At 67.8% G+C, this 19,044-nt stretch carries 10 protein-coding genes and 2 tRNA genes; 6 read left to right on the top strand and 6 right to left on the bottom strand.

Features of this window, described 5'->3' with window-relative positions; all coding sequences use genetic code 11:
- Positions 1 to 219: 219 nt before the first annotated feature.
- Entirely contained in the window at positions 220 to 2,811 is a 2,592-nt protein-coding gene (locus tag AC1RSK_RS02445) for an FG-GAP-like repeat-containing protein (protein ID WP_492905194.1), read from the top strand.
- 105 nt (positions 2,812 to 2,916) lie between these two features.
- Here the strand turns inward: AC1RSK_RS02445 and AC1RSK_RS02440 are convergent, their stop codons facing one another.
- Together AC1RSK_RS02440 and AC1RSK_RS02435 are read right to left on the bottom strand one after the other, a co-directional pair.
- Entirely contained in the window at positions 2,917 to 4,044 is a 1,128-nt protein-coding gene (locus AC1RSK_RS02440) for a GNAT family N-acetyltransferase (RefSeq protein ID WP_492905192.1), read from the bottom strand.
- Positions 4,045 to 4,138: 94 nt separating this feature from the next.
- Positions 4,139 to 4,357, bottom strand: coding sequence for a CsbD family protein (locus AC1RSK_RS02435; protein WP_492905191.1), 219 nt, complete (start codon positions 4,355 to 4,357; stop codon positions 4,139 to 4,141).
- A 180-nt stretch (positions 4,358 to 4,537) separates the two neighbouring features.
- On the opposite strand from AC1RSK_RS02435, the gene AC1RSK_RS02430 reads away from it, so the two are divergent.
- Together AC1RSK_RS02430 and AC1RSK_RS02425 are read left to right on the top strand one after the other, a co-directional pair.
- The gene (locus tag AC1RSK_RS02430; protein ID WP_492905190.1) at positions 4,538 to 6,703 is read left to right on the top strand and encodes a S9 family peptidase; all 2,166 of its coding nucleotides are present in this window, start codon (positions 4,538 to 4,540) and stop codon (positions 6,701 to 6,703) included.
- The gene (locus AC1RSK_RS02425) at positions 6,688 to 7,245 is read left to right on the top strand and encodes a GNAT family N-acetyltransferase (protein WP_492905188.1); all 558 of its coding nucleotides are present in this window, start codon (positions 6,688 to 6,690) and stop codon (positions 7,243 to 7,245) included. Before AC1RSK_RS02430 ends, AC1RSK_RS02425 begins: the two co-directional genes overlap by 16 nt.
- A 47-nt stretch (positions 7,246 to 7,292) precedes the next feature.
- Here AC1RSK_RS02425 and AC1RSK_RS02420 read toward each other — a convergent pair whose 3' ends face one another.
- From AC1RSK_RS02420 to AC1RSK_RS02410, 3 genes are all read right to left on the bottom strand, one after another.
- Positions 7,293 to 9,824 (bottom strand): CHASE3 domain-containing protein, encoded by a 2,532-nt coding sequence (locus AC1RSK_RS02420; RefSeq protein WP_492905186.1) that lies wholly within the window; start codon positions 9,822 to 9,824, stop codon positions 7,293 to 7,295.
- Positions 9,825 to 9,911: 87 nt separating this feature from the next.
- Positions 9,912 to 10,619 carry a GH25 family lysozyme gene (locus AC1RSK_RS02415; RefSeq protein WP_492905185.1) on the bottom strand — a complete coding sequence of 236 codons (708 nt, stop codon included), beginning with the start codon at positions 10,617 to 10,619 and terminating at the stop codon, positions 9,912 to 9,914.
- Between the two features lie 64 nt (positions 10,620 to 10,683).
- A tRNA-Gln gene (locus tag AC1RSK_RS02410) sits at positions 10,684 to 10,757 on the bottom strand.
- Positions 10,758 to 10,889: 132 nt separating this feature from the next.
- Between AC1RSK_RS02410 and AC1RSK_RS02405 the strand changes: the two genes are divergently transcribed.
- Together AC1RSK_RS02405 and sppA are read left to right on the top strand one after the other, a co-directional pair.
- A tRNA-Pro gene (locus AC1RSK_RS02405) sits at positions 10,890 to 10,966 on the top strand.
- A gap of 187 nt (positions 10,967 to 11,153) precedes the next feature.
- Positions 11,154 to 12,938 (top strand): signal peptide peptidase SppA, encoded by a 1,785-nt coding sequence (gene sppA / locus AC1RSK_RS02400; RefSeq protein WP_492905184.1) that lies wholly within the window; start codon positions 11,154 to 11,156, stop codon positions 12,936 to 12,938.
- Positions 12,939 to 13,393: 455 nt separating this feature from the next.
- On the opposite strand, the gene AC1RSK_RS02395 is transcribed toward sppA, so the two are convergent.
- Positions 13,394 to 16,618 carry a TonB-dependent receptor plug domain-containing protein gene (locus tag AC1RSK_RS02395; RefSeq protein WP_492905182.1) on the bottom strand — a complete coding sequence of 1,075 codons (3,225 nt, stop codon included), beginning with the start codon at positions 16,616 to 16,618 and terminating at the stop codon, positions 13,394 to 13,396.
- A 395-nt stretch (positions 16,619 to 17,013) separates the two neighbouring features.
- Between AC1RSK_RS02395 and AC1RSK_RS02390 the strand changes: the two genes are divergently transcribed.
- A complete protein-coding gene (locus AC1RSK_RS02390; protein WP_492905181.1) occupies positions 17,014 to 19,002 on the top strand; it encodes an alpha/beta hydrolase family protein in 1,989 nt (662 codons plus the stop codon).
- The last annotated feature ends 42 nt before the right edge of the window (positions 19,003 to 19,044 follow it).

Genomic DNA, 19,044 nt, shown 5'->3' with positions numbered 1-19,044 from the left:
TCTGACTCTACCGCCGGTTAAGAATTGCGACAGTCTGTCGCAGATAACTCAACCGGAAGGCGGGAAAGGGTTTGCGCCAAATCCGGCGACCGTCGTTACCCGAACAGGGTTAACCACCCTTGATAGTTGTATCGTAGCACATGCCGCTCAACCTTCGCGGTGGGAGGGGGCTGACCTGGATCAGCCCAGGGCAGCCCCTGTTCATTCAGGAGTGGTGGCATGCCTATCACCTACAGCGTCCAGTCCGGGGCGACGTTTCCGACCCCGAGCGACGACCGCCGCGTCATCGTCGGGGACTTCGACAACGACGGCGACAGCGACCTGATCGTCCAGTCGAGCGCCAACGGCAGCGGCTTTCTCTACTTCCGCAGCAATGGCGACGGGACCTTCACCAACATCGTCGGCGCGGCTTCGCCGATCCATGGCCTGGTCCTGCCCAACCACAACGGCGCCAACTACCACGCCGCGGATTTCGACGGTGACGGCGATCTCGACCTGTGGGCGGCCGTGTCCGGGACCAACGGCAGCTATTTCCGCAACAACAACGGCGATTTCGTCTCGCAGCCGGCCCTCTCGTTCCCGGACCTGGCCGACACGACCGGCTATGCGGTCGGCGACTTCGACGGCGACGGCGACGCCGACATCCTAGGTCAGACGCCCGGCATCTTCGGGCTGCTGGGCAGCTTCGTCTATTGGCAGTCCAACGGCGACGGGACCTTCACCGAGCTCGCCCAGGCCGACTCGCCGTTCCAGGGCCTGACCCTGGCCGACCTCAGCGACCAGTCCGCCCATGTCGCCGACTTCGACGGCGACGGCGACCAGGACGTCTGGGTCTCCTCCTCCCTGTCGGTCGGCAACTATTTTGAAAACAACGGCGACGGGACCTTCAGCGCCCTGGTGAAGCTGGGCCTGGTGATCCCGCAGGCCGGCTCGCGGGTGACGGTCGGCGACTTCGACAGCGACGGCGACGCCGACATCCTGGCCCAGCTGGGCGTCAACGGCAGCCCGTTCGTCTATGTGCGCAGCAACGGCGACGGCACCTTCACGACCGAAACGGACCTGGCCCAGACCCCCTTCGCCGGCCTGACCCTGCCCGATAATGTCAATGGCACCTTCCATGTCGGCGACTTCGACGGCGACCGCGATGTCGACCTGTGGGCCGCCAACGGCGGGGTCAACGGGACCTACTTCATGCAGGACGGCGCCCCGCCGGCCCTGGCCGACGTGGTCATGGCCTCCGTGGCCAGCGACGCCAAACTGGCCCTGACCTTCACCGAAGCGGTGACCAAGGGCGACGGCGACATCTATCTGGTCAGCCTGCCCAGCGGGGCGGTGGTGGCCACACTGGCGGTCGGCAGCGCCGAGGTCACCGGCGGCGGAACCGACTGGCTGATCGACTTCAACGCGGCCCTCAACCCGGGCGGTCTCTACGCCATCCGCTTCCAGACCGGCGCCTTCGTCGACGTCGACGGCGCGGTGACCATGTCCGGCGACGGCGGCGAGGGCTCCACCGTCCTGGTGCCGGCCGAGGCCCATAACGACGCGGTGGTCATCCGCGAGGACCTGACCCTCAACGGCAACGTCAAGATCGACAACGGCTCCGGCGCCGACGAGGGGGTGACGGCGATCACCGCCGTCAACGGCCAGGCCGCCCATGTCGGCTCGCAGATCGTCCTGGCCTCCGGCGCCCTGTTGAAGGTCAACGCCAACGGGACCTTCACCTACAATCCCAATGGCCAGTTCACGGCCCTGGCGGCCTCGCCGTCAGGGGCCACCAACACCAAGACGACCGACAGCTTCACCTATGCCGTCAACGGCGGCGACACCGCGACGGTCGTCGTCACCATCGTCGGTCGCGACAACGCCGACGTGGCCGTCGGCAGCGCCGGGGCCGACGCCATCAAGGCGGGCGTGATGAACGACGTCGTCGACGGCCTCGACGGCTCCGACACCCTCTGGGGCCAGGACGGCGACGACACGCTGAACGGCAGCGCGGGCGGCGACAAGCTGTACGGCGGGACCGGCAACGACGTCGCCAACGGCGGCGACGGCAACGACCAGATCTGCGGCGACGACGGCGACGACCTGCTCAACGGCCAGGGCGGCAACGACACCATCACCGGCGGGGCCGGCGGCGACATCATGAACGGCGGCGTTGGCAACGACGTCTACATCGTCACCGACGCCGGCGACCTGGCCAACGAGGCGGCCGGCGAAGGCTACGACATCGTCCGCTCCTGGATCGCCGACTACGCGCTGAGCGCCAACGTCGAATCCCTGCAGCTACAGGGGACCGGCGACCTCAACGGGACCGGCAACAGCCTGGGCAACATCATCCAGGGCAACCTGGGGGCCAATGTGCTGGACGGCGGCCTGGGCGTCGACACCATCAGCGGCGGCGGCGGGGCTGACACCCTGATCGGCGGGCTGGGCAACGACATCCTGTGCGGCGGCGGCGGCGGCGACCGGTTCGTCGTCCGCGAGGAGTCAGTCCGCAGGCCGGTGCTGGAGATCGACACCATCAACGACCTGATCTTCAGCCACGGGGACCGGGTCGACCTCTCCGCCATCGACGCCAATCGCCAGGTGGACGGCGACCAGGCCTTCACCTTCGTCAGCACGGTGACCACCGGGCTGGCCCAGGCCACCCTGACCTACGACGCCACCTCGGGTTTCACCCTGCTGCGGCTGTTCGTCGACGGCGCCGGCGGCGACGATTACCAGCTGCGGATCGCCGGCAACGTCGCCGGCTCCACGGGTCAGGTCCTGGTCGGCGGCGAATCCGCCGGGACGGGAGGCTGGATCCTGTAACGGTTTGCCCGAGGCCGGTGTCGCCCCCCCGAACTGTAACACCGCCTCGGTCATCGGAGCCCTTCCGCGCCAGCGTTCCCCGGGCGCGGAAGGGCTTCTCGATCTTCAGGCCGCCTGGGCCTGCCCCAGCGGCGGCGGGCGCAGGCAGAAGCTGTAGTCGCCGTCGTAGGGCGTCGGGTGCCAGGCGGCGGCCAGGGCCGGATCGACGTCCGGCGCGAAACGGGCGTGGCAGTGGCCATGGGTCACCTGCCGCTGGGCGCCAGGCAGGTCGGCCAGGATGGCATCGAGGGCCGGCGAGACGGTCTGCAGCCGCACGCGGGCCGCGCCCAGGCCCTTGGCGTTGTCGACCAGGGTGCGGACCAGGGCCGGGACAGCCGCCGCCTCATGCTCGGCCGGGGCGATCAGGTCGACGATGTCGAGGCAGGGCTGGTCGATCTCGGTCTGTTTGGCGAAATAGGCCAGCAGATAGCCGGCCAGCCGACCGTCATGTTCGTAGCCCAGCAGGACCGGTCGCCGGGTCAGGTCGGGATCGGCCAGCCGCCAGCGCAGGCTGGCGCTGTCGCGGGCGGCCAGCAGCCGGCCGTCTTCCTGCAGCCGGGCCCACAGGCCGTCGAAGCGGCCGTCGACCTCCTGCTCGAACAGCACCCGGACGCCCGGCCGCAGCCGGGTGACCGCGCCATGGCGCAGGCGCTCGCTGATGAACCGCTCGCCCCGGGCCCGCACCCCGTCGAAGCCGCGCAGGTTGCTGACCTTCCACAGCAGCCGCTCGCCGATGACGCCGGGCAGGTCGACCCACCAGCTGTACTTCACATTGTGGGTGGCGCTCGGCCAGGCCTCCAGCGCGTAGTGCCGGTAGTGGCCGGCCGAGACGGCGTTGGCGTTGAACAGATAGATGGCGAAGCGGCCCGGCTGCTCGGCCAGGGCCCGCAGCACCATGCGGCCGGCCCCCTTGGCGCGGGGATGGGCCAGGAAGGTGTGGCCGGTGGCGCCGCGGACCTGTTGTGTGCCGAAATGGAACCGCTGCACGAAGTTGCCAAGGAAGGCCGAGACCTCACCGTCCTTCTCGCAGACCCAGCCCGCAGGACCCGCGTCATCGCCCTCACGCGCCCCGGGCGGCCCTTGGGCCAGCCAGGCCCAGCCGGCCGGGCTGCGCTGCGGCCACCAGGCCCAGTCGCACAGCGCGTTGACGGCCGGCACATCGCCGGCTTCGAAAGGTCGAAGGTCGTAGGTCACCATTGCTCCAGATCGGGGCGGCAGAACGCCTTACACCGCTCTGGAGCAATGGCCGTGCCGGAATAGTGACCCTATGGTAACCGGCGCGTTAACCTCAGCTCTTGAAGCTCTTCTCTTCGCCGTGGCGGGCTTCGAAGGCGCGGATTTCCGCCTCGGCCTTGTCCTTGGCGTAGCCATAGCGTTCCTGGATCTTGCCCAGCAGCTGGTCGCGCTTGCCGGCGACCTCGGTCAGGTCGTCATCGGTCAGCTTGCCCCACTGCTCCTTGGCCTGGCCGGCGATCTGCTTCCACGAACCTTCGATACGGTCCCACATGGGATGTTCCTTTCGCGCTTGCACGCTTGGCCGGCGATGATCGCCGGCCGGATCATGAAAACCCCTTCATGTTGCGGTCCGTTCCGTTGACCGGGCGCGACGGGTCGGGCCAAGGTCGCGCCACATGCCGGATGCCCGGCCCTTCCACGCCCCCTATCCCCGCCTCAAGGGTGTCTCCATATGAACCGTCGTGAAGTCCTGGCGGCCAGCGCCGCCGCCGCAGCCCTCCTTCCAGGTCAGGTCATGTCCGCAATCAAGTCGAAACCCGTGCCGCCCGTCGTCAAGAAGGAGCCGAAGGTCATCGAACAGCTCGGCCGCAAGCGGACCGACAACTACGCCTGGATGAAGGACGACAACTGGCAGCAGGTCCTGCGAGACCCGACCATCGTCAAGGCGGACGTGAAGGAGCACCTGACCGCCGAGAACGCCTACACCAAGGCCATGCTGTCCTCGACCGAGGACCTGCAGACCAGGATGTTCGAGGAGATGAAGGGCCGCATCAAGGAGGATGACGCGAGCGTCCCCGCCGGCGACGGGCCCTGGGAATACTACACCCGCTTCAACAAGGGCGGTCAGCATCCGCTCTACTGCCGCCGGCCGCGCGGTAAATCCGACGGCGAGCAGGTCCTGCTCGACGCCGACAAGCTGGCCGAGGGCAAGGCCTTCTCCGACGTCGGCGCCACGGCCCACACCAGCGACCACAAGCTGTTCGCCTATGCCGAGGACAGCCAGGGCTCGGAGTTCTTCAAGATCTTCGTCAAGGACCTGGAGACCGGCCAGCTGGTCGGCGAGCCCATCGAGGCGGGCTATGGCGACCTGACCTTCTCGCCCGACGGCGCCTGGCTGTTCTGGACCAACCGCGACAAGGAAGGCCGCCCCGACAAGATCTTCCGTCGCCCGGCGCGCGGCGGCGAGACCAGCCTGGTCTACCAGGAGGCCGACGACGGCATGTTCATGGGCGTCGGCACGACGTCTTCGGACGCCTTCATCTCCATCGGCATCGGCAACCAGGAGACCAGCGAGCTGCGGCTGATCCCGGCCGACAAGCCGACCAGCGAGCCCGTGGTCTTCGCGGCCCGCCAGACCGGCGTCCTCTATGACGTCGAGCACTGGGACGGAAAGTTCGTCATCCGCACCAACGCCGGCGGCGCGGTCGACTTCAAGCTCTGCACCGCCGAGCCCGGCAAGACCGAAGCCAAGGACTGGAAGGACTGGATCGCCCACCGCCCCGGCAACTTCATCGTCGGCATCGGCGCCTTCAAGGATCACCTGGTCCGCATCGAGCGGGTCAACGCCAACAACTCCATCTTCATCACCAGGCGGTCCGACAGGTCCGAGCACGCTATCGCCGTCGACGAGAAGGCCTATGTGCTGGGCATCGAGGGCGGCTTCGAGTTCGACACCCCGGTGATGCGCTACACCTACACCTCGCCGACCACGCCCCGGCAGTGGTTCGACTACGACATGGAGACGCGCGCCCGCACCCTGCGCAAGACCCAGGAGATCCCCTCCGGTCATGATCCGGCCAAGTACGTCGTCGACCGCGTCTACGCCAAGGCCAGCGACGGCGCGCAGGTGCCGATCACCGTCCTGCGCCGCAAGGACGTGAAGCTGGACGGCAAGGCGCCACTGCTGGTCTACGGCTACGGTTCCTACGGCATCCCCCAGGAGCCGGGCTTCTCGATCCGCAACTTCAGCCTCGTCGATCGCGGCTGGGTCTGGGCCATCACCCACATCCGCGGCGGCTCGGACAAGGGCTGGGGCTGGTTCCAGGACGGCCGAAAGTTCAAGAAAAAGAACACTTTCACCGACTTCATCGCCTGCACCGAACACCTGCAGAAAAACGGCTACGGCAAGCCCGCCAAGACGGTGGCCTACGGCGGCTCGGCCGGCGGCCTGCTGATGGGGGCGGTGGTCAACATGCGGCCCGACCTCTACTCGGGGATCATCGCCGCGGTGCCGTTCGTCGACGTCATCAACACCATGAGCGACACCAGCCTGCCGCTGACGCCGCCCGAATGGCCCGAGTGGGGCAATCCGATCGAGGACCCCAAGGCCTACGACTACATGATGAGCTACAGCCCCTACGATAACGTCGGAGCCAAGGCCTATCCCAGCGTGCTGGCCACCGGCGGCCTGTCGGACGGCCGCGTCACCTACTGGGAGCCGGAAAAGTGGGCGGTGAAGCTGCGGGAGAACACCACCAGCGGCAAGCCGATCCTCCTGAAGATCAACATGGAGGCCGGCCACGGCGGCGCCTCGGGCCGCTTCGACTTCCTCAAGGAGATCGCGCTGGACTACGCCTACGCCGTCTGGGCCGTCGAAAAGGGATGGGAAAAGGCTTGATCGTCAGAGACGCCACGGAGGCCGATGCGCGGGCCCTGGCCGCCATCTACGGCGACGCCTGCCTGCACGGCTTCGGCACCTTCGAGGAGGCGGCGCCGGCGCCGGCCGAGATGGCCCGCCGGCTGGCCGAGGTGAAGGACCTCGGCCTCCCCTACCTCGTCGCCGAGGACGGCGGCCAGGTGGTCGGCCTGTGCTACGCCAAGCCCTTCCGGCCCCGCTCGGCCTATCGCTTCACCGTCGAGGACAGCGTCTATGTCGCCCCCGGCCAGGCCGGCAAGGGCGTCGGCCGGGCCATGCTGGCCGAGCTGATCAAACGTTGCGAGGCCATGGACCTGCGCCAGATGACGGCGGTGATCGGCGACAGCCTCAACGCCGGCTCGATCGGCCTGCACGCCGCCCTGGGCTTCGAACACACCGGGGTCTTCAAGGCCGTCGGCTGGAAGCATGGCCGCTGGGTCGACATCGTCTTCATGCAACTGGCCCTCAACGGCGGCGACAGCGCCGATCCGTCCGGCCAGGGCCAGACCCTGCGAGAGTCCTGAGCCTGGCCGGCGGCGGCATGGTCCTCGTCCGCTCGAAAATCGAATGATCAGGGCGCGTCGGCCAGTCGGCCGATGACCTGGGCCAGGGCGGCGACGTCATAGGGCTTTGTCAGCCAGGCGGCGTCGCCGGTTTCCTCCGGGGCCTCCTGGCCGGTGGCGAAGACGATGCGCAGCTCCGGCCGCAGGGCGCGGGCCTGGGCGGCCAGGGCCTCGCCGCTCATCCCCGGCAGGCCAAGGTCGGTGAACAGCACGTCGATGCGCACCGGGCCCTCCAGCACCGACAGGGCGCCCGGCCCGTCGACAGCCTGCTCCACGGCATAGCCAAGGGCGGCGATCATCTCGGCCGCCGCCTCGCGCACCAGGGCGTCGTCCTCGACTAGCAGCACCGTCGGCCGCGCCCCACCCAGCGCCTGCATCACCTTGCGGGCCAGCGCCTCGCGGCCATAGGGCTTGGACAGCAGGTTGACGCCCTGGTCGAGGCGGCCGTGGTGGACGATGGCGTTCTCCGTGTAGCCGGAGGTGTAGAGGATCGGCAGGCCGGGGCGCAGCTTCTGGGCCCTGCTCACGAAGTCCCGGGTCTTGATCTCCCCCGGCATGATGACGTCGGTGAACATCAGGTCGATGGCGCTCTCGCCCTTCAGCAGCGCCAGCGCCGCCTGTGGGCCGTCGGCCTGCAGGGTGGTGAAGCCCATGTCCGCCAGCATGGCGACGGCGGCGTCGCGCACCGCCTGTTCGTCCTCGACCACCAGCACCGTCTGGCCGCGTCCCGCCGGGGCCAGAGCCTGGGTGGGCGGACGCTCGACGGCCGCCTTGCGGGTGCGCGGCAGGTAGAGCTTCACCGTCGTGCCCTGCCCCGCCTCGCTGTAGACCTTCACATGGCCGCCCGACTGCTTGGCGAAGCCGTAGACCATGGAGAGCCCCAGGCCCGTGCCCTTGCCCTCCCCCTTGGTCGAGAAGAAGGGCTCAAAGACCCTGGCCAGGGTTTCGGCGCTCATCCCGGCCCCGGTGTCCGACACCGCCAGCATCACGTACTGGCCGGTCTTCACGTCCGGTTCCTGGCGGGCGTAGTCGTCGTCGAGGGCGGCGTTGGCGACCTCGACCGTCAGCCGGCCGCCGCCGGGCATGGCGTCGCGGGCGTTGATCGCCAGGTTGAGGAGGGCGCTCTCGACCTGGGCCGGGTCGGCCAGGGTGTTCCACAGGCCGCCGGCGATGATGGTCTCGACCTCGATCCCCTCGCCTAAGGTGCGGCGCATCAGCTCGGCGATCTCCCCGACCAGGCGGCCGAGGTTGATCGGCTGCGGCTCCAGCGGCTGGCGGCGGGCGAAGGCCAGCAGGCGGCGGGTCAGGTCGGCGGCCCGCTCGGCTCCATGGATGGCGTTGCGCAGGCGGCGGCGGGCCTTCTCGTCGGTGACGGCCGGCTCGATCAGCTCGAGGTTGGCGCGGATGATCTGCAGCAGGTTGTTGAAGTCGTGGGCGACGCCGCCGGTCAGCTGGCCGACCGCCTCCATGCGCTGGGAGCGCCGCAGCTGCTGCTCCTGCGCCTCGCGCTCGGTGACATCGCGCGCCGAGCCGACGATGCGCTCGACCCGGCCCGACTCGCCGCGCACCGGCGCCAGCACAGATTCCCAGATGCGCCGGCCTCCGGGCAGGGGCAGCTCGTCCCGGGTCGCCAGCGGCGAGCCCTTGTCGACCACCCGCTGATAGTAGGCGCTCAGCGCCCGGGCGGCGGGGGCCGGGGCCAGTTGCTCGACGGTCTTGCCGCGCATGCGATGGGCCTTCAGGCCGGTGGCGGCTTCCAGGGCGGGGTTGAGGTCCTCGAGTGTGAACTGGCCATTGTCGAGCACCCCGATGACAAAGACGTAGTCGGCGGTGTTGGCGAAGACGGCGCTGTAGAGGGCGACGCTTTCACGTTCGGCGTGCTGGGCGGCGTCGCGGTCGGCCAGGGCCTGGCCCAGCTGGTGGTTGGCGCGCCCGAGGCCGAACACCGTCCAGGCCAGACCGCCCAGGGCGACGGCGGCGAAGATCAGCCCGATCAGGAAGCTCAGGGACTCCTGGGCGTCGGCCCGTTTCTGGCGCTGAACCAGCAGGTCCTTTTCGTTGGCGATCATCTCGACGACCAGGGCGCGGATGCGGTCCATCTGCACCTTGCCACGGCCGGTCTCGAGCAGGTTGTGGGCGGCGGCGACGTCGTTCTGGCGGACCAGCAGGTTGGTCCGTTCGATGATCGCCATGCGCAGGGCCAACGCCCGCTCGATCTCCTGCACCAGGGCGCTCTGTCCTGGACTGTCGGCGACCATCCCCCGCAGACGCTCGCCCTCCTGGGGCAGGCGCCCGGCGGCCGCCAGATAGGGTTCCAGGTAGGTCTCGTCGCGGGTCAGCAGATAGCCGCGCTGGCCGTTCTCGGCGTCCTGGACCAGGGAGTAGAGGCCCCGGACGGTGTCGAGCACCTCGAAGGTGTGGCGCTCCCAGCGGCGGCTGTCGCGCAGGGCGGTGACGTGGTTGAAGGCCATGTAGGCCGTCAGCCCCGCCAGGACGACGACCAGCACGATGGGAATCAACAGGACGCGGTTACGAATCACCGCAGGCCGCCTCGCCGCTTTGCACTGTCCACTAACGCCAGACCCATCGCTCGTCTCCGAGCCAAAGGGCTATCAGGTCCGTCCGCTTTAATACAGCGCCCGGCCGGTAAAGGCCTCGAAGGCGGCGGCGTCGCCGGCGAAGACGTTGAGATCGACGGGCCCGGCGACGCCGTCGACCTGGCCGCGATTGTGGAACTGCCAGAAGGTCCAGGGCCGGCCGCCGAACGGCGGCATGACGATCTTGCGCTTCCACAGCGGCCTTTGCGGCAGCGCCCCACCGTAGGCCTTGTGGAAGTCGGGGGTGACATAGAGCACGGCGGGGCGGCCATAGCGGGCCTCGACCAGCGACAGGAAGGCGGCCAGCTCGCGGCGCAGGTCGGCCTCGGCGGGCGGGGTTCCGCAGTTGCCGCCGAACTCCAGGTCGACGGCCGGCGGCAGGGCGTCCGGCAGGGCCGGCACGGCAGCCAGGAAGTTGCGCGCCTGGTCGGCCCCCGGCCGGCAGAAGGTGAAGAAGTGATAGGCCCCGACCTTCAGACCCGCCGCCCGGGCCGCCCGCCAGTTGGCGGCGAACCGGCGATCGCGGTGGTCGCCGCCCTCGCTGGCCTTGAGGTAGGCGAAGGTGACGTCGTCAGCGGCCACCGCCGTCCAGTCGATGACCCCCTGGTGGTGCGACACATCGATGCCGCGCACCGGATAGCGGCCGGGGTCTGGCTCCCAGTTCCGGAAAGCGCGCCAGCCGGCAAAGGCGGCCAAGGGCAGGACGATGAGGGCGAATACGAGGGCGAGACGGATCATGTCGCGCAAGAAACGGCGGGCGCATGCAGGGCCGCGAGGCCGGTCCAAGGAGAGATGAAGGAGATGGCTGGGGAACTAGGACTCGAACCTAGAATGACGGTACCAAAAACCGCAGTGTTACCATTACACCATTCCCCAGCAGGAACGGCGCGAGACCCCATGGGCCTCGGCAAGGTGGGGGGAGATAGCGCAGGCGCACCCAGGATGCAACGGGTGTATTTCACGTGTTGCGGCCCGTGATCGGCTCCTCTATAAGCCCGCTCCTCAAGTCGGAGTGTGGCTCAGTCTGGTAGAGCACCGCGTTCGGGACGCGGGGGTCGCAGGTTCGAATCCTGCCACTCCGACCATTTCCCCCAAATCCAGAAATTCCCCGCCCCGGAGCGCGCAACCGCCCGGAACTAAAGCGGTTTGTTGCGTCGTCTTCATTTGACCGCAACGCGCCAACCGTTAAGCGTGGCGATAACGTTTGGAGCCCGGCGGACGGCGGAACCGAAAACACTTCCGCCCGTCAGGTTCCGGAGATTGGGGATATCGATGAAACAGTTCCTGCTGACCATCGCCGGCGTCTTCGTCGGGCTGGTGTTGTTCATGGTCGTCATGCCGATGATCCTGATCTTCGGCCTCGTCGGCCTGGCCCAGAAGAGCAGCGAGGGCCCGGCGACGCCGGCCGCCGCGGTGCTGGAGCTGGACCTGCGCAGCGGCCTCACCGACCAGGATCCGCAGAATCCTTTCGCCCTGTTCGGCGGCAGCGGCCATTCGGTGATCTCGGTGATCGAGAAGCTGAAGGCCGCCGAGAAGGACGACAAGGTCAAGGGCGTGTTCGTGCGCCTGCCCGAGGGCGGCATGGCCCCGGCCGCGGCCGACGAGCTGCGCCAGGCCTTCCTGCGCTTCCGGGCCAGCGGCAAGCCGATGATGGCCCACAGCCAGGGCCTCTATCCCAGCGGCGCGGTGACCTCGACCTACATGCTGGCCGCCTCGACCGGCGACGTCTGGATGCAGCCCGGCGCCGCCTTCCAGGCCACCGGCATGGCGGTCGAGGACATGTTCTTCAAGCGGGCCTTCGACAAGTACGGCGTCAAGGCCGACTTCGAGCAGCGCAAGGAATACAAGAACGCCGTCAATCCCTACCTGCACGACAACTACACGCCGGCCCACAAGGAGGCGCAGCTGTCGTGGATGGGGTCGATCTACCGCACCAGCCTGGTGACCGCCGCCGCCGACCGCAAGCTGGCCCCGGAGGCCGTGGTCTCGGCGATCGAGGGCGGCCCCTGGTCGGCCACGCAGGCCAAGGAGCGCAAGCTGATCGACCACGTCGGCCAGGTGAAGGAAGCCTCCGACGCCCTGCTGGCCAAGGCCGGCAAGAACGCCAAGCTGATCGATTTCGACGACTACACCGCCAAGGCCAGCGACAGCTCCGGCCAGACCATCGCGGTGATCGGGGCCGAGGGCGCCATCATGACCGGGACCTCCGGCGGCGGCAGCCCGTTCGGCGGCGACGCCTCGGTCTGGTCCGACGACGTGGCCAAGGCCATCTATGAGGCGGCCGAGGACAAGAGCGTCAAGGCCATCGTCTTCCGCGTCTCCTCGCCCGGCGGCTCCGACACCGCTTCAGAGCAGATCCTGGCGGCCGTGAAGGCGGCGCGGGCGGCCGGCAAGCCGGTGGTGGTCAGCATGGGCACCTATGCGGCCTCCGGCGGCTACTGGATCAGCTCGCAGGCCGACTCCATCGTCGCCCAGCCGACCACCCTGACCGGCTCGATCGGCGTCTACGGCGGCAAGTTCGTGCTCGGCGACGCCCTGGGCCGGTTCGGCATCGACGTCCGCGAGACCAGCGTCGGCGGCGACTACGCCAGCGCCTTCGGCACCGAGCAGGGCTTCAACCAGGGCCAGAAGGCGGCCTTCGGCGGCTGGATGGACACCATCTACGAGGGCTTCGTGCAGCGGGTGGCCGAGGGCCGCAAGATGCCGGCCGAGAAGGTTCGCGAACTGGCCAAGGGCCGGGTCTGGACCGGGGCTCAGGCCCGCCAGCTGGGGCTGGTCGACCGCCTGGGCGGCTTCTACGACGCCGTCGACGAAGCCAAGCGCCTGGCCGGCATCAAGGGCGAGGTGAAGCTCAAGGTGATGGGCGGGCCGAAGTCGCCGTTCGAGGCGCTGGAGAAGCTGTTCGGCGTCAGCTCGGCCTCGCTGAAGACCCTGGCCGCTGCCGCCTGGATCTTCGGCGACCCGCGGGCCGAGGCGGTCATGGACCATCTGGCCGAGACCCGCCTGCGCGAACGCGGGGCCACGGTGATGGCCCCGAGCCCACGTCTCGACCGGTAACGGCTCGGGGCAGGATTGAAGGTTGAGGGGCCCCGGAGCGATCCGGGGCCCTTTTTCTGGCTGCGGGGCCAGCCTGGGGGACTTCCCCCCGAATGGCGAGGGCAGCGCGCGCGTTGCGCGGCGGGTGGGGAAGTCGGCCGCCGGCCTTCGGGCCCGTCCGGTTAGCACTCCACGCTGCTTCCCGGTTCCAGAAGGAAGGAATGACCGCCGGGCCTGGATCCTCGGATGCCCACGCAGCCGGGGAGCAGGTTGGCGCTGTTGCTCGCCGCCCCCGCGCTGCGCATCCGCTCGCGCGCCAGAGACCCTGAAGACAGTCAGGCCACCCTCGGCCCTGAAGCCGGTGACCGCCTGCCCCACCTGGCCCGCAACGCGCGCCTGCCACCATCCAGACAAAAGGAAAGGCCGGCGAGGTTTCCCTCGCCGGCCTCCCTTCAGACCAACCTGACGGTCAGGCCTTAGAAGCGCTTGGTGATGTTGAAGAACATCCGACGACCGCGCATGTCGTACAGGTTGAGGGCCGCCGTACCTTGGCGGAACTGACCCGACGATTGCGACGGCGGACGCTCGTCGAACACGTTCTGAATGCCGGCCGAGAACGTCCAGTCGTCCATCTTCCGACGGATCGAGAAGGCGTGGTAGGCGGTGAACTCGTCGTAGCGCTTCAGGTAGATCGGAGCGCCAACGACTTGAACCGACTGGCCAGCGACAGGGAAGAAGTTGCCGGTGGCAACGTTGTACTGGACCGGATTGGTGCAGCTGAAGGTGCTGCCGACCTGAGCGCCCGTGGCCGTGACCACGCGACGGCAGGTGCTGCTGTACCGCGTCGAGGTCCCGGTATCGCCGACCTGATCGCTGTCCGACTGCTTGCCGATCATGTCGACCGTCCAGAAGGCGGTCCAGTCGCCACGGTCGAACCGCAGGGACATGTTGCCCGTGAAGTCCGGCTCGGTGGTCGTACCGTTGTAGTCCTCGACAGCCGCGCCACCCAGCAGGGTCGTGGTGTCCTTCGTCTGCCAGGTGAACTGGCTGTCGAAGGTCAGGCGGCCGAAGTCGAACTCATGCGTGTAGCGCACGGTCAGATCGATACCCCGGTTGACCTGCTCGGCGACGTTCACGTAGCTGTTGTTCAGTCCGACGATTTCGTTCGCACGAGCAACGATCGGCGGGATCGGGTTGCCGAGCGGGTCGCGCGGCTGGCCGGGGTTCCGCGTGATCAGCGAGCAGAACGGATTGTTGATGCCGTTCGGATCCGTATAGCACTGGTTGGCGATATTGGCCGCGCCGAACTGACGGATTTCATCCTCGACCAGGAAGTCGAAGTATTCCACCGCCACCGACAGGTCGATGAAGCTGGGTGTCCAGATCAGGCCCACGGTATAGGCTTCGGACGTTTCCGCGTTGAGGACGCCCGCGCCGCCACCGGTGGTGACCAGGACGCTGGATGTGCCGGCGGACGAGATGTACTCCCGGTCAACCCCGGCAGCCTCGCAGTTGGCCCGCAGGATGTCGTTGTCGCTATCGACCCAATTGATGCAGGGATCGACGGCGGCCTGGTTGGTGAAGCTGGTCTGGTCGGCCAGGAAGAGTTCGTACAGCGCCGGGGCGCGGAACGAGGTGCCCTTGGTGGCGCGGATGCGCCAGGCCGGCGTGATCTGCCAGTTCAGGCCCACCTTGTAGGTGTCGCCGCTGCCGTAGGAGTCGTAGTCGACGTAGCGACCCGAAACCTGGAGGTCGAGGCTTTCGATGCCCGGCAGACCCTTGAGGATCGGGACTTCCAGTTCGGCGAAGACTTCCTTGGTCTTGTCCGAGCCGGCGGTGCGGCCGGCCGAGGTCGAGCCCCACAGGTTGCCGTTACGCTCGTTGGCCCCGGGCGTGTCGTCGATTTCGTCCTTGCGGAAGCTGAAACCGACGGCCGCGCCGACCGGACCCGCCGGCAGGCTGAACAGGTCGCCCGAGACCGAAGCTTCGAACAGGTCCTGAACGTAGGTGGTGTTGCCGTACTCGTGCTTGAACAGGAAGGCGCGCTCGGCATCGTTGAAGTTGCCTTCGAGGATGCGTTGCAGGGACCAGTCGATGCCACCCGGCAGCTGAGCACAGCTGTAGCCCGACTTGTTCGACGCGTCACCCGGATCGAAGCAGGCGGCGGTCCCGGACGGAGCCGGATAGAAGGTCCCGAGCAGCGGCCCGTTCGGGCCGTCGGGATCGGTATCCGGATCGCGGATGCCGGAGAAGCCACCGGTCACGGCCAGGACGCGGTCGTTGTAGATGATGTCGGTGCCGTAGTCGGCGTTCGAGTCGCTGTGCTGGTAGAAGGCGTCCCAGCTGAAGCGGCCGATGTCGCCACGCAGGCCGACGACGCCACGCCAGTAGTCGACCTTCTGGTCGCGGTCGGAGGCCAGCGGGGTGATCGGCAGCAGCGCGCCACCAGTCGGGTTGAAGTTGGCGCGGAACGTCGCGCTGGTGCCCGTGTACCCGCCGGTCACTGACGGGAAGAACTGACGCGAACCGTACTGTTCGGATTCACGACGGTTGTAGAGGAACTCGCCATAGACCTCGAGGTTCGGCAGGATGTCGAAGCCGCCGGAAGCGTAGAACGAGGTGTTCGTCACCGGGCTGAGGATAGACGCCCGGGCGTAGGGCGAGGCGTCCTGGTGCGCGTAGGGGAAGGTGACCGGGAAGCCGGCGCGAGCCTGGCGAACCAGATCGAAGCCCGCAACGCCGGTCGGGGCGTTCTGGCCCTGCGTGATCCCGGGGTAGGTGACGTTCGCATCCTTGTACATCAAGTCACCGAAGGCGCCGGTGCGGATGATGCGCGAGAACAGGTTGTAGCACTTCAGCGAATCCGGAGCCGTCTGCGACGGATCGGTGTTGGCGAAGTCGAGGCGGGGGCCGCCCCGGGCGGTGTCGTTGAAGTAGTCGGCGGCGCAGGCGGTGTCCTCACGGTCCCCGCGACGCAGAACCTTGCTCTCCTGGTAGTTCAGCGAAGCGTTGAGGTAGCCGCGGTCCCAGGTTTTGCCCCAGGCGGCCGACGCACGATACTGCTCGCCACCTTCTTCGAAGGGGATGTTGCCGTAGACGTTGAGTTCGATCCCATCGAGGTTCGACTTGGTGATGATGTTGATGACGCCGGCGACGGCGTCCGAACCGTAGATCGACGAGGCGCCGTCCTTCAGGATCTCGAAACGCTCGACGATCGAGTTCGGGATGACGTTCAGGTCGACTGGGCCGACGGTGCCGCGGGTGCCCGAGGGGCCGACGCGCTTGCCGTTCAGCAGAACCAGGGTGCGGGTGGCGCCCAGGCCGCGGAGCGAGATGGTGTTGGCGCCGGGACCGCCGTCGGTCACGAAGCCGGTCAGCTGGTTGTTCACCTGGAACGAGCCAGAGGCCACCGACGACTGCTGCAGGATTTCAGCGGTGTCGACCAGGCCTTCGAGCGAGGACTGCTCGGAGGTGATCACCTGGATCGGCGCGGAGCTGTTGAACTCCGAGCGCTTGATGCGCGAACCGGTGATGACCAGGGCCGAGACGTCGCCCTCTTCCTCTTCATCTTCGTCGTCCGCGGCAGGCGCGGCGGCGGGAGCCGCGGCCGGTTGGGCCATGGCGACAGTCGGCGCGACCAGAGCGGCGGCCGAGAGGCCGGCGATCAGAGTCGTTCCGAGCAAAAACTTGCGATCCAGCATTTTGAGCACTTTCCCCAGTAGCCCGATGATCCCCTCGGCCGCACAGGCGACCGATCGCGAAACACGAGATTCCGCGCGGTATCCCGGACACTAGGCAGCTTGCGGCCCCCTGCCAACAATGATGACGGCATTGCGGCCATTCGTCATTGGGGCGTTACAATCTCGCCACAGTCGCCTCATCGAACGCCGGTTTGGGACACATTGCGACAGGTGCGCCTGAGGGAAACTTAACTTGGCGCACGGCCATTTCCGGATAGATTGCCTCCCAAACGCCACCAGATTGGGAGTGAAAGCGTGCCATCAGCCAGACGGGCCGCAGCATTCTCCTCCGGTGCGAGCGCCTTAATCCTTGGGGTTTCATCGTGAAATTGTCATTCAGAGTACTAGGGGTCCTCGTGGCCGCCACCATCGCCGCGGGCGTCGGAGGGCTGGGCCTGGCGGTGGCTCAGAGCCCCGCCATCACCCCGCCAACGGCCGAGGATTTCAGCAAGACGCCGGCGATCCGCAACGTCACCATCTCGCCGGACGGCAAGCACATCGCCGCCATCCGCTCGGATGACGGCGTCCGCAGTGTGGTGTCGATCTGGTCGGTCGAGCATATGGACAAGCCGGCCGTCAACATCGGCTGCGGCGACCGTGGCGATTGCCAGGGCGTGCTGTTCGTCAAGAACGACCGTATCGGCGTCACGGTGCGCCAGCTGGTCACCGAGGGTATCGACAAGGATTACCGCTTCCGCCTGATGATCACCGACCTGGAAGGCAAGGACTGGAAGACCACCACCGGCGACCAGGACCAGAGTTCGAAGGAAGCGGCCCAGGTCCTGGACCTGCTGCCGCGGGATCCCAAGAACATCCTGGTGATGAACCGTGAAGGGGCGTTCAAGCTGAACGTCTACAACGGCACCCTGGCCAAGATCTACAACCGCTCGGACAAGTTCGGCGGCGAGCAGACCGACAATAACGGCGAGATCCGCGCCCGCGCCACCACCGACTATGAAGGCGGCCGCCTCTACGTCAGCCAGTATGTGCGCGACCCGAAGACCGGGGCCTGGAGCGAGCTGTTCCGCTTCTTCGCCGCCGACCGGGCCCGCATGGACCTGATCGGTTTCACCGAAGATCCCAACATCGCCTACGTCCAGACCAACCAGGGCCGGGACAAGTCGGCGATCATTCTCTACGACATCAACGCCCGCAAGCCGCTGGAAAGCGCCTTCGAGATCAAGCTGTTCGACGCCACCGGCGTGCGCACCTCGAACGCCGCCAAGGATGTCGGCCGCCTGCTCGGCTTTACCTATGACGGGGCCGGCAACGAGGACTTCTGGGTCGACCCGCAGCTGGACGGCCTGCAGAAGGGCCTGCGCAAGGCGCTGGGCGTCAAGACCACCAAGGTGGCCTGGATCGATCCGGCCAGCGGCGACAAGGCCACCCTGTCGGTTCCCGACGGCTTCGACGTCAAGCTCAACAGCTGGTCGGACGACATGAAGTACGCCATCGTCGTCAAGACCGGCGCCAAGGTCCCGCCCGAGTATTACCTGCTTACCGACGGCGGCAAGCTGACCCTGCTGGGCAAGCAGCGCCCATGGCTGACGACCGCCAAGCTTCAGGCCCTGGGCGAGACCCGGCTGATCCAGTACCCGGCCCGCGACGGCCTGATGATTCCGGCCTTCCTGACCACGCCGAACGCGGCGCTGTACGGGGCCGGCCCCTATCCGACCATCGTCGTGCCGCACGGCGGCCCCTGGGGACGGGATGACCTGTCCTGGGATACGACCGGCTGGACGCAGTACTTCGCCTCGCGCGGCTACGCCGTCGTGCAGCCGCAGTTCCGCGGCTCGCTGGGCTGGGGCCAGAAGCTCTGGCGGGCCGGCGACAACGAGTGGGGCCAGAAGATGCAGGACGATATGGACGACGGGGCCAAGTACCTGGTCGCCCAGAAGATCGCCGCGCCTGACCGCATCGCCATGCACGGCTACAGCTATGGCGGCTACTCGGCCATGGCGGCCTCGGTCCGTCCGGGCGGCATCTACCAGTGCGCCGTCGCCGGCGCCGGCGTGGCCGAGCTGGATCTGTTCCGCGAACGGCTGAACCAGGGCTGGCTGAGGGAGGCCCAGCGGCCGACCATCGGCGGCCTGCAGCCGCTGGATCACGCCGACAAGGTGGCGATTCCGGTCTTCCTCTATCACGGGGAACTGGACATCACCGTGCCCAAGACCCAGTCCGAACGGTTCGTGGCCGCCGTCAAGCGGGCCGGCAAGCCGGTCAAGTACCTGGAGCTCAAGAACATGGGCCACCAGGTCAACAAGTGGGAGCCCGGCCAGGTCGGCGAGGTGCTCGGCGCCATCGACACCTACCTGCGCACCGAGTGCGGTCCCGGCGGCATCTAGCACCGTCAGGGCTGAGGCGTTCGAAAGGGCGGGGAGCCATCC

Source organism: Caulobacter sp. GW821-FHT11A05 (genome assembly GCF_058809015.1).
Note: the sequence above shows the minus strand (reverse complement) of the source record. Positions and strands in the feature narration are given on the sequence as shown.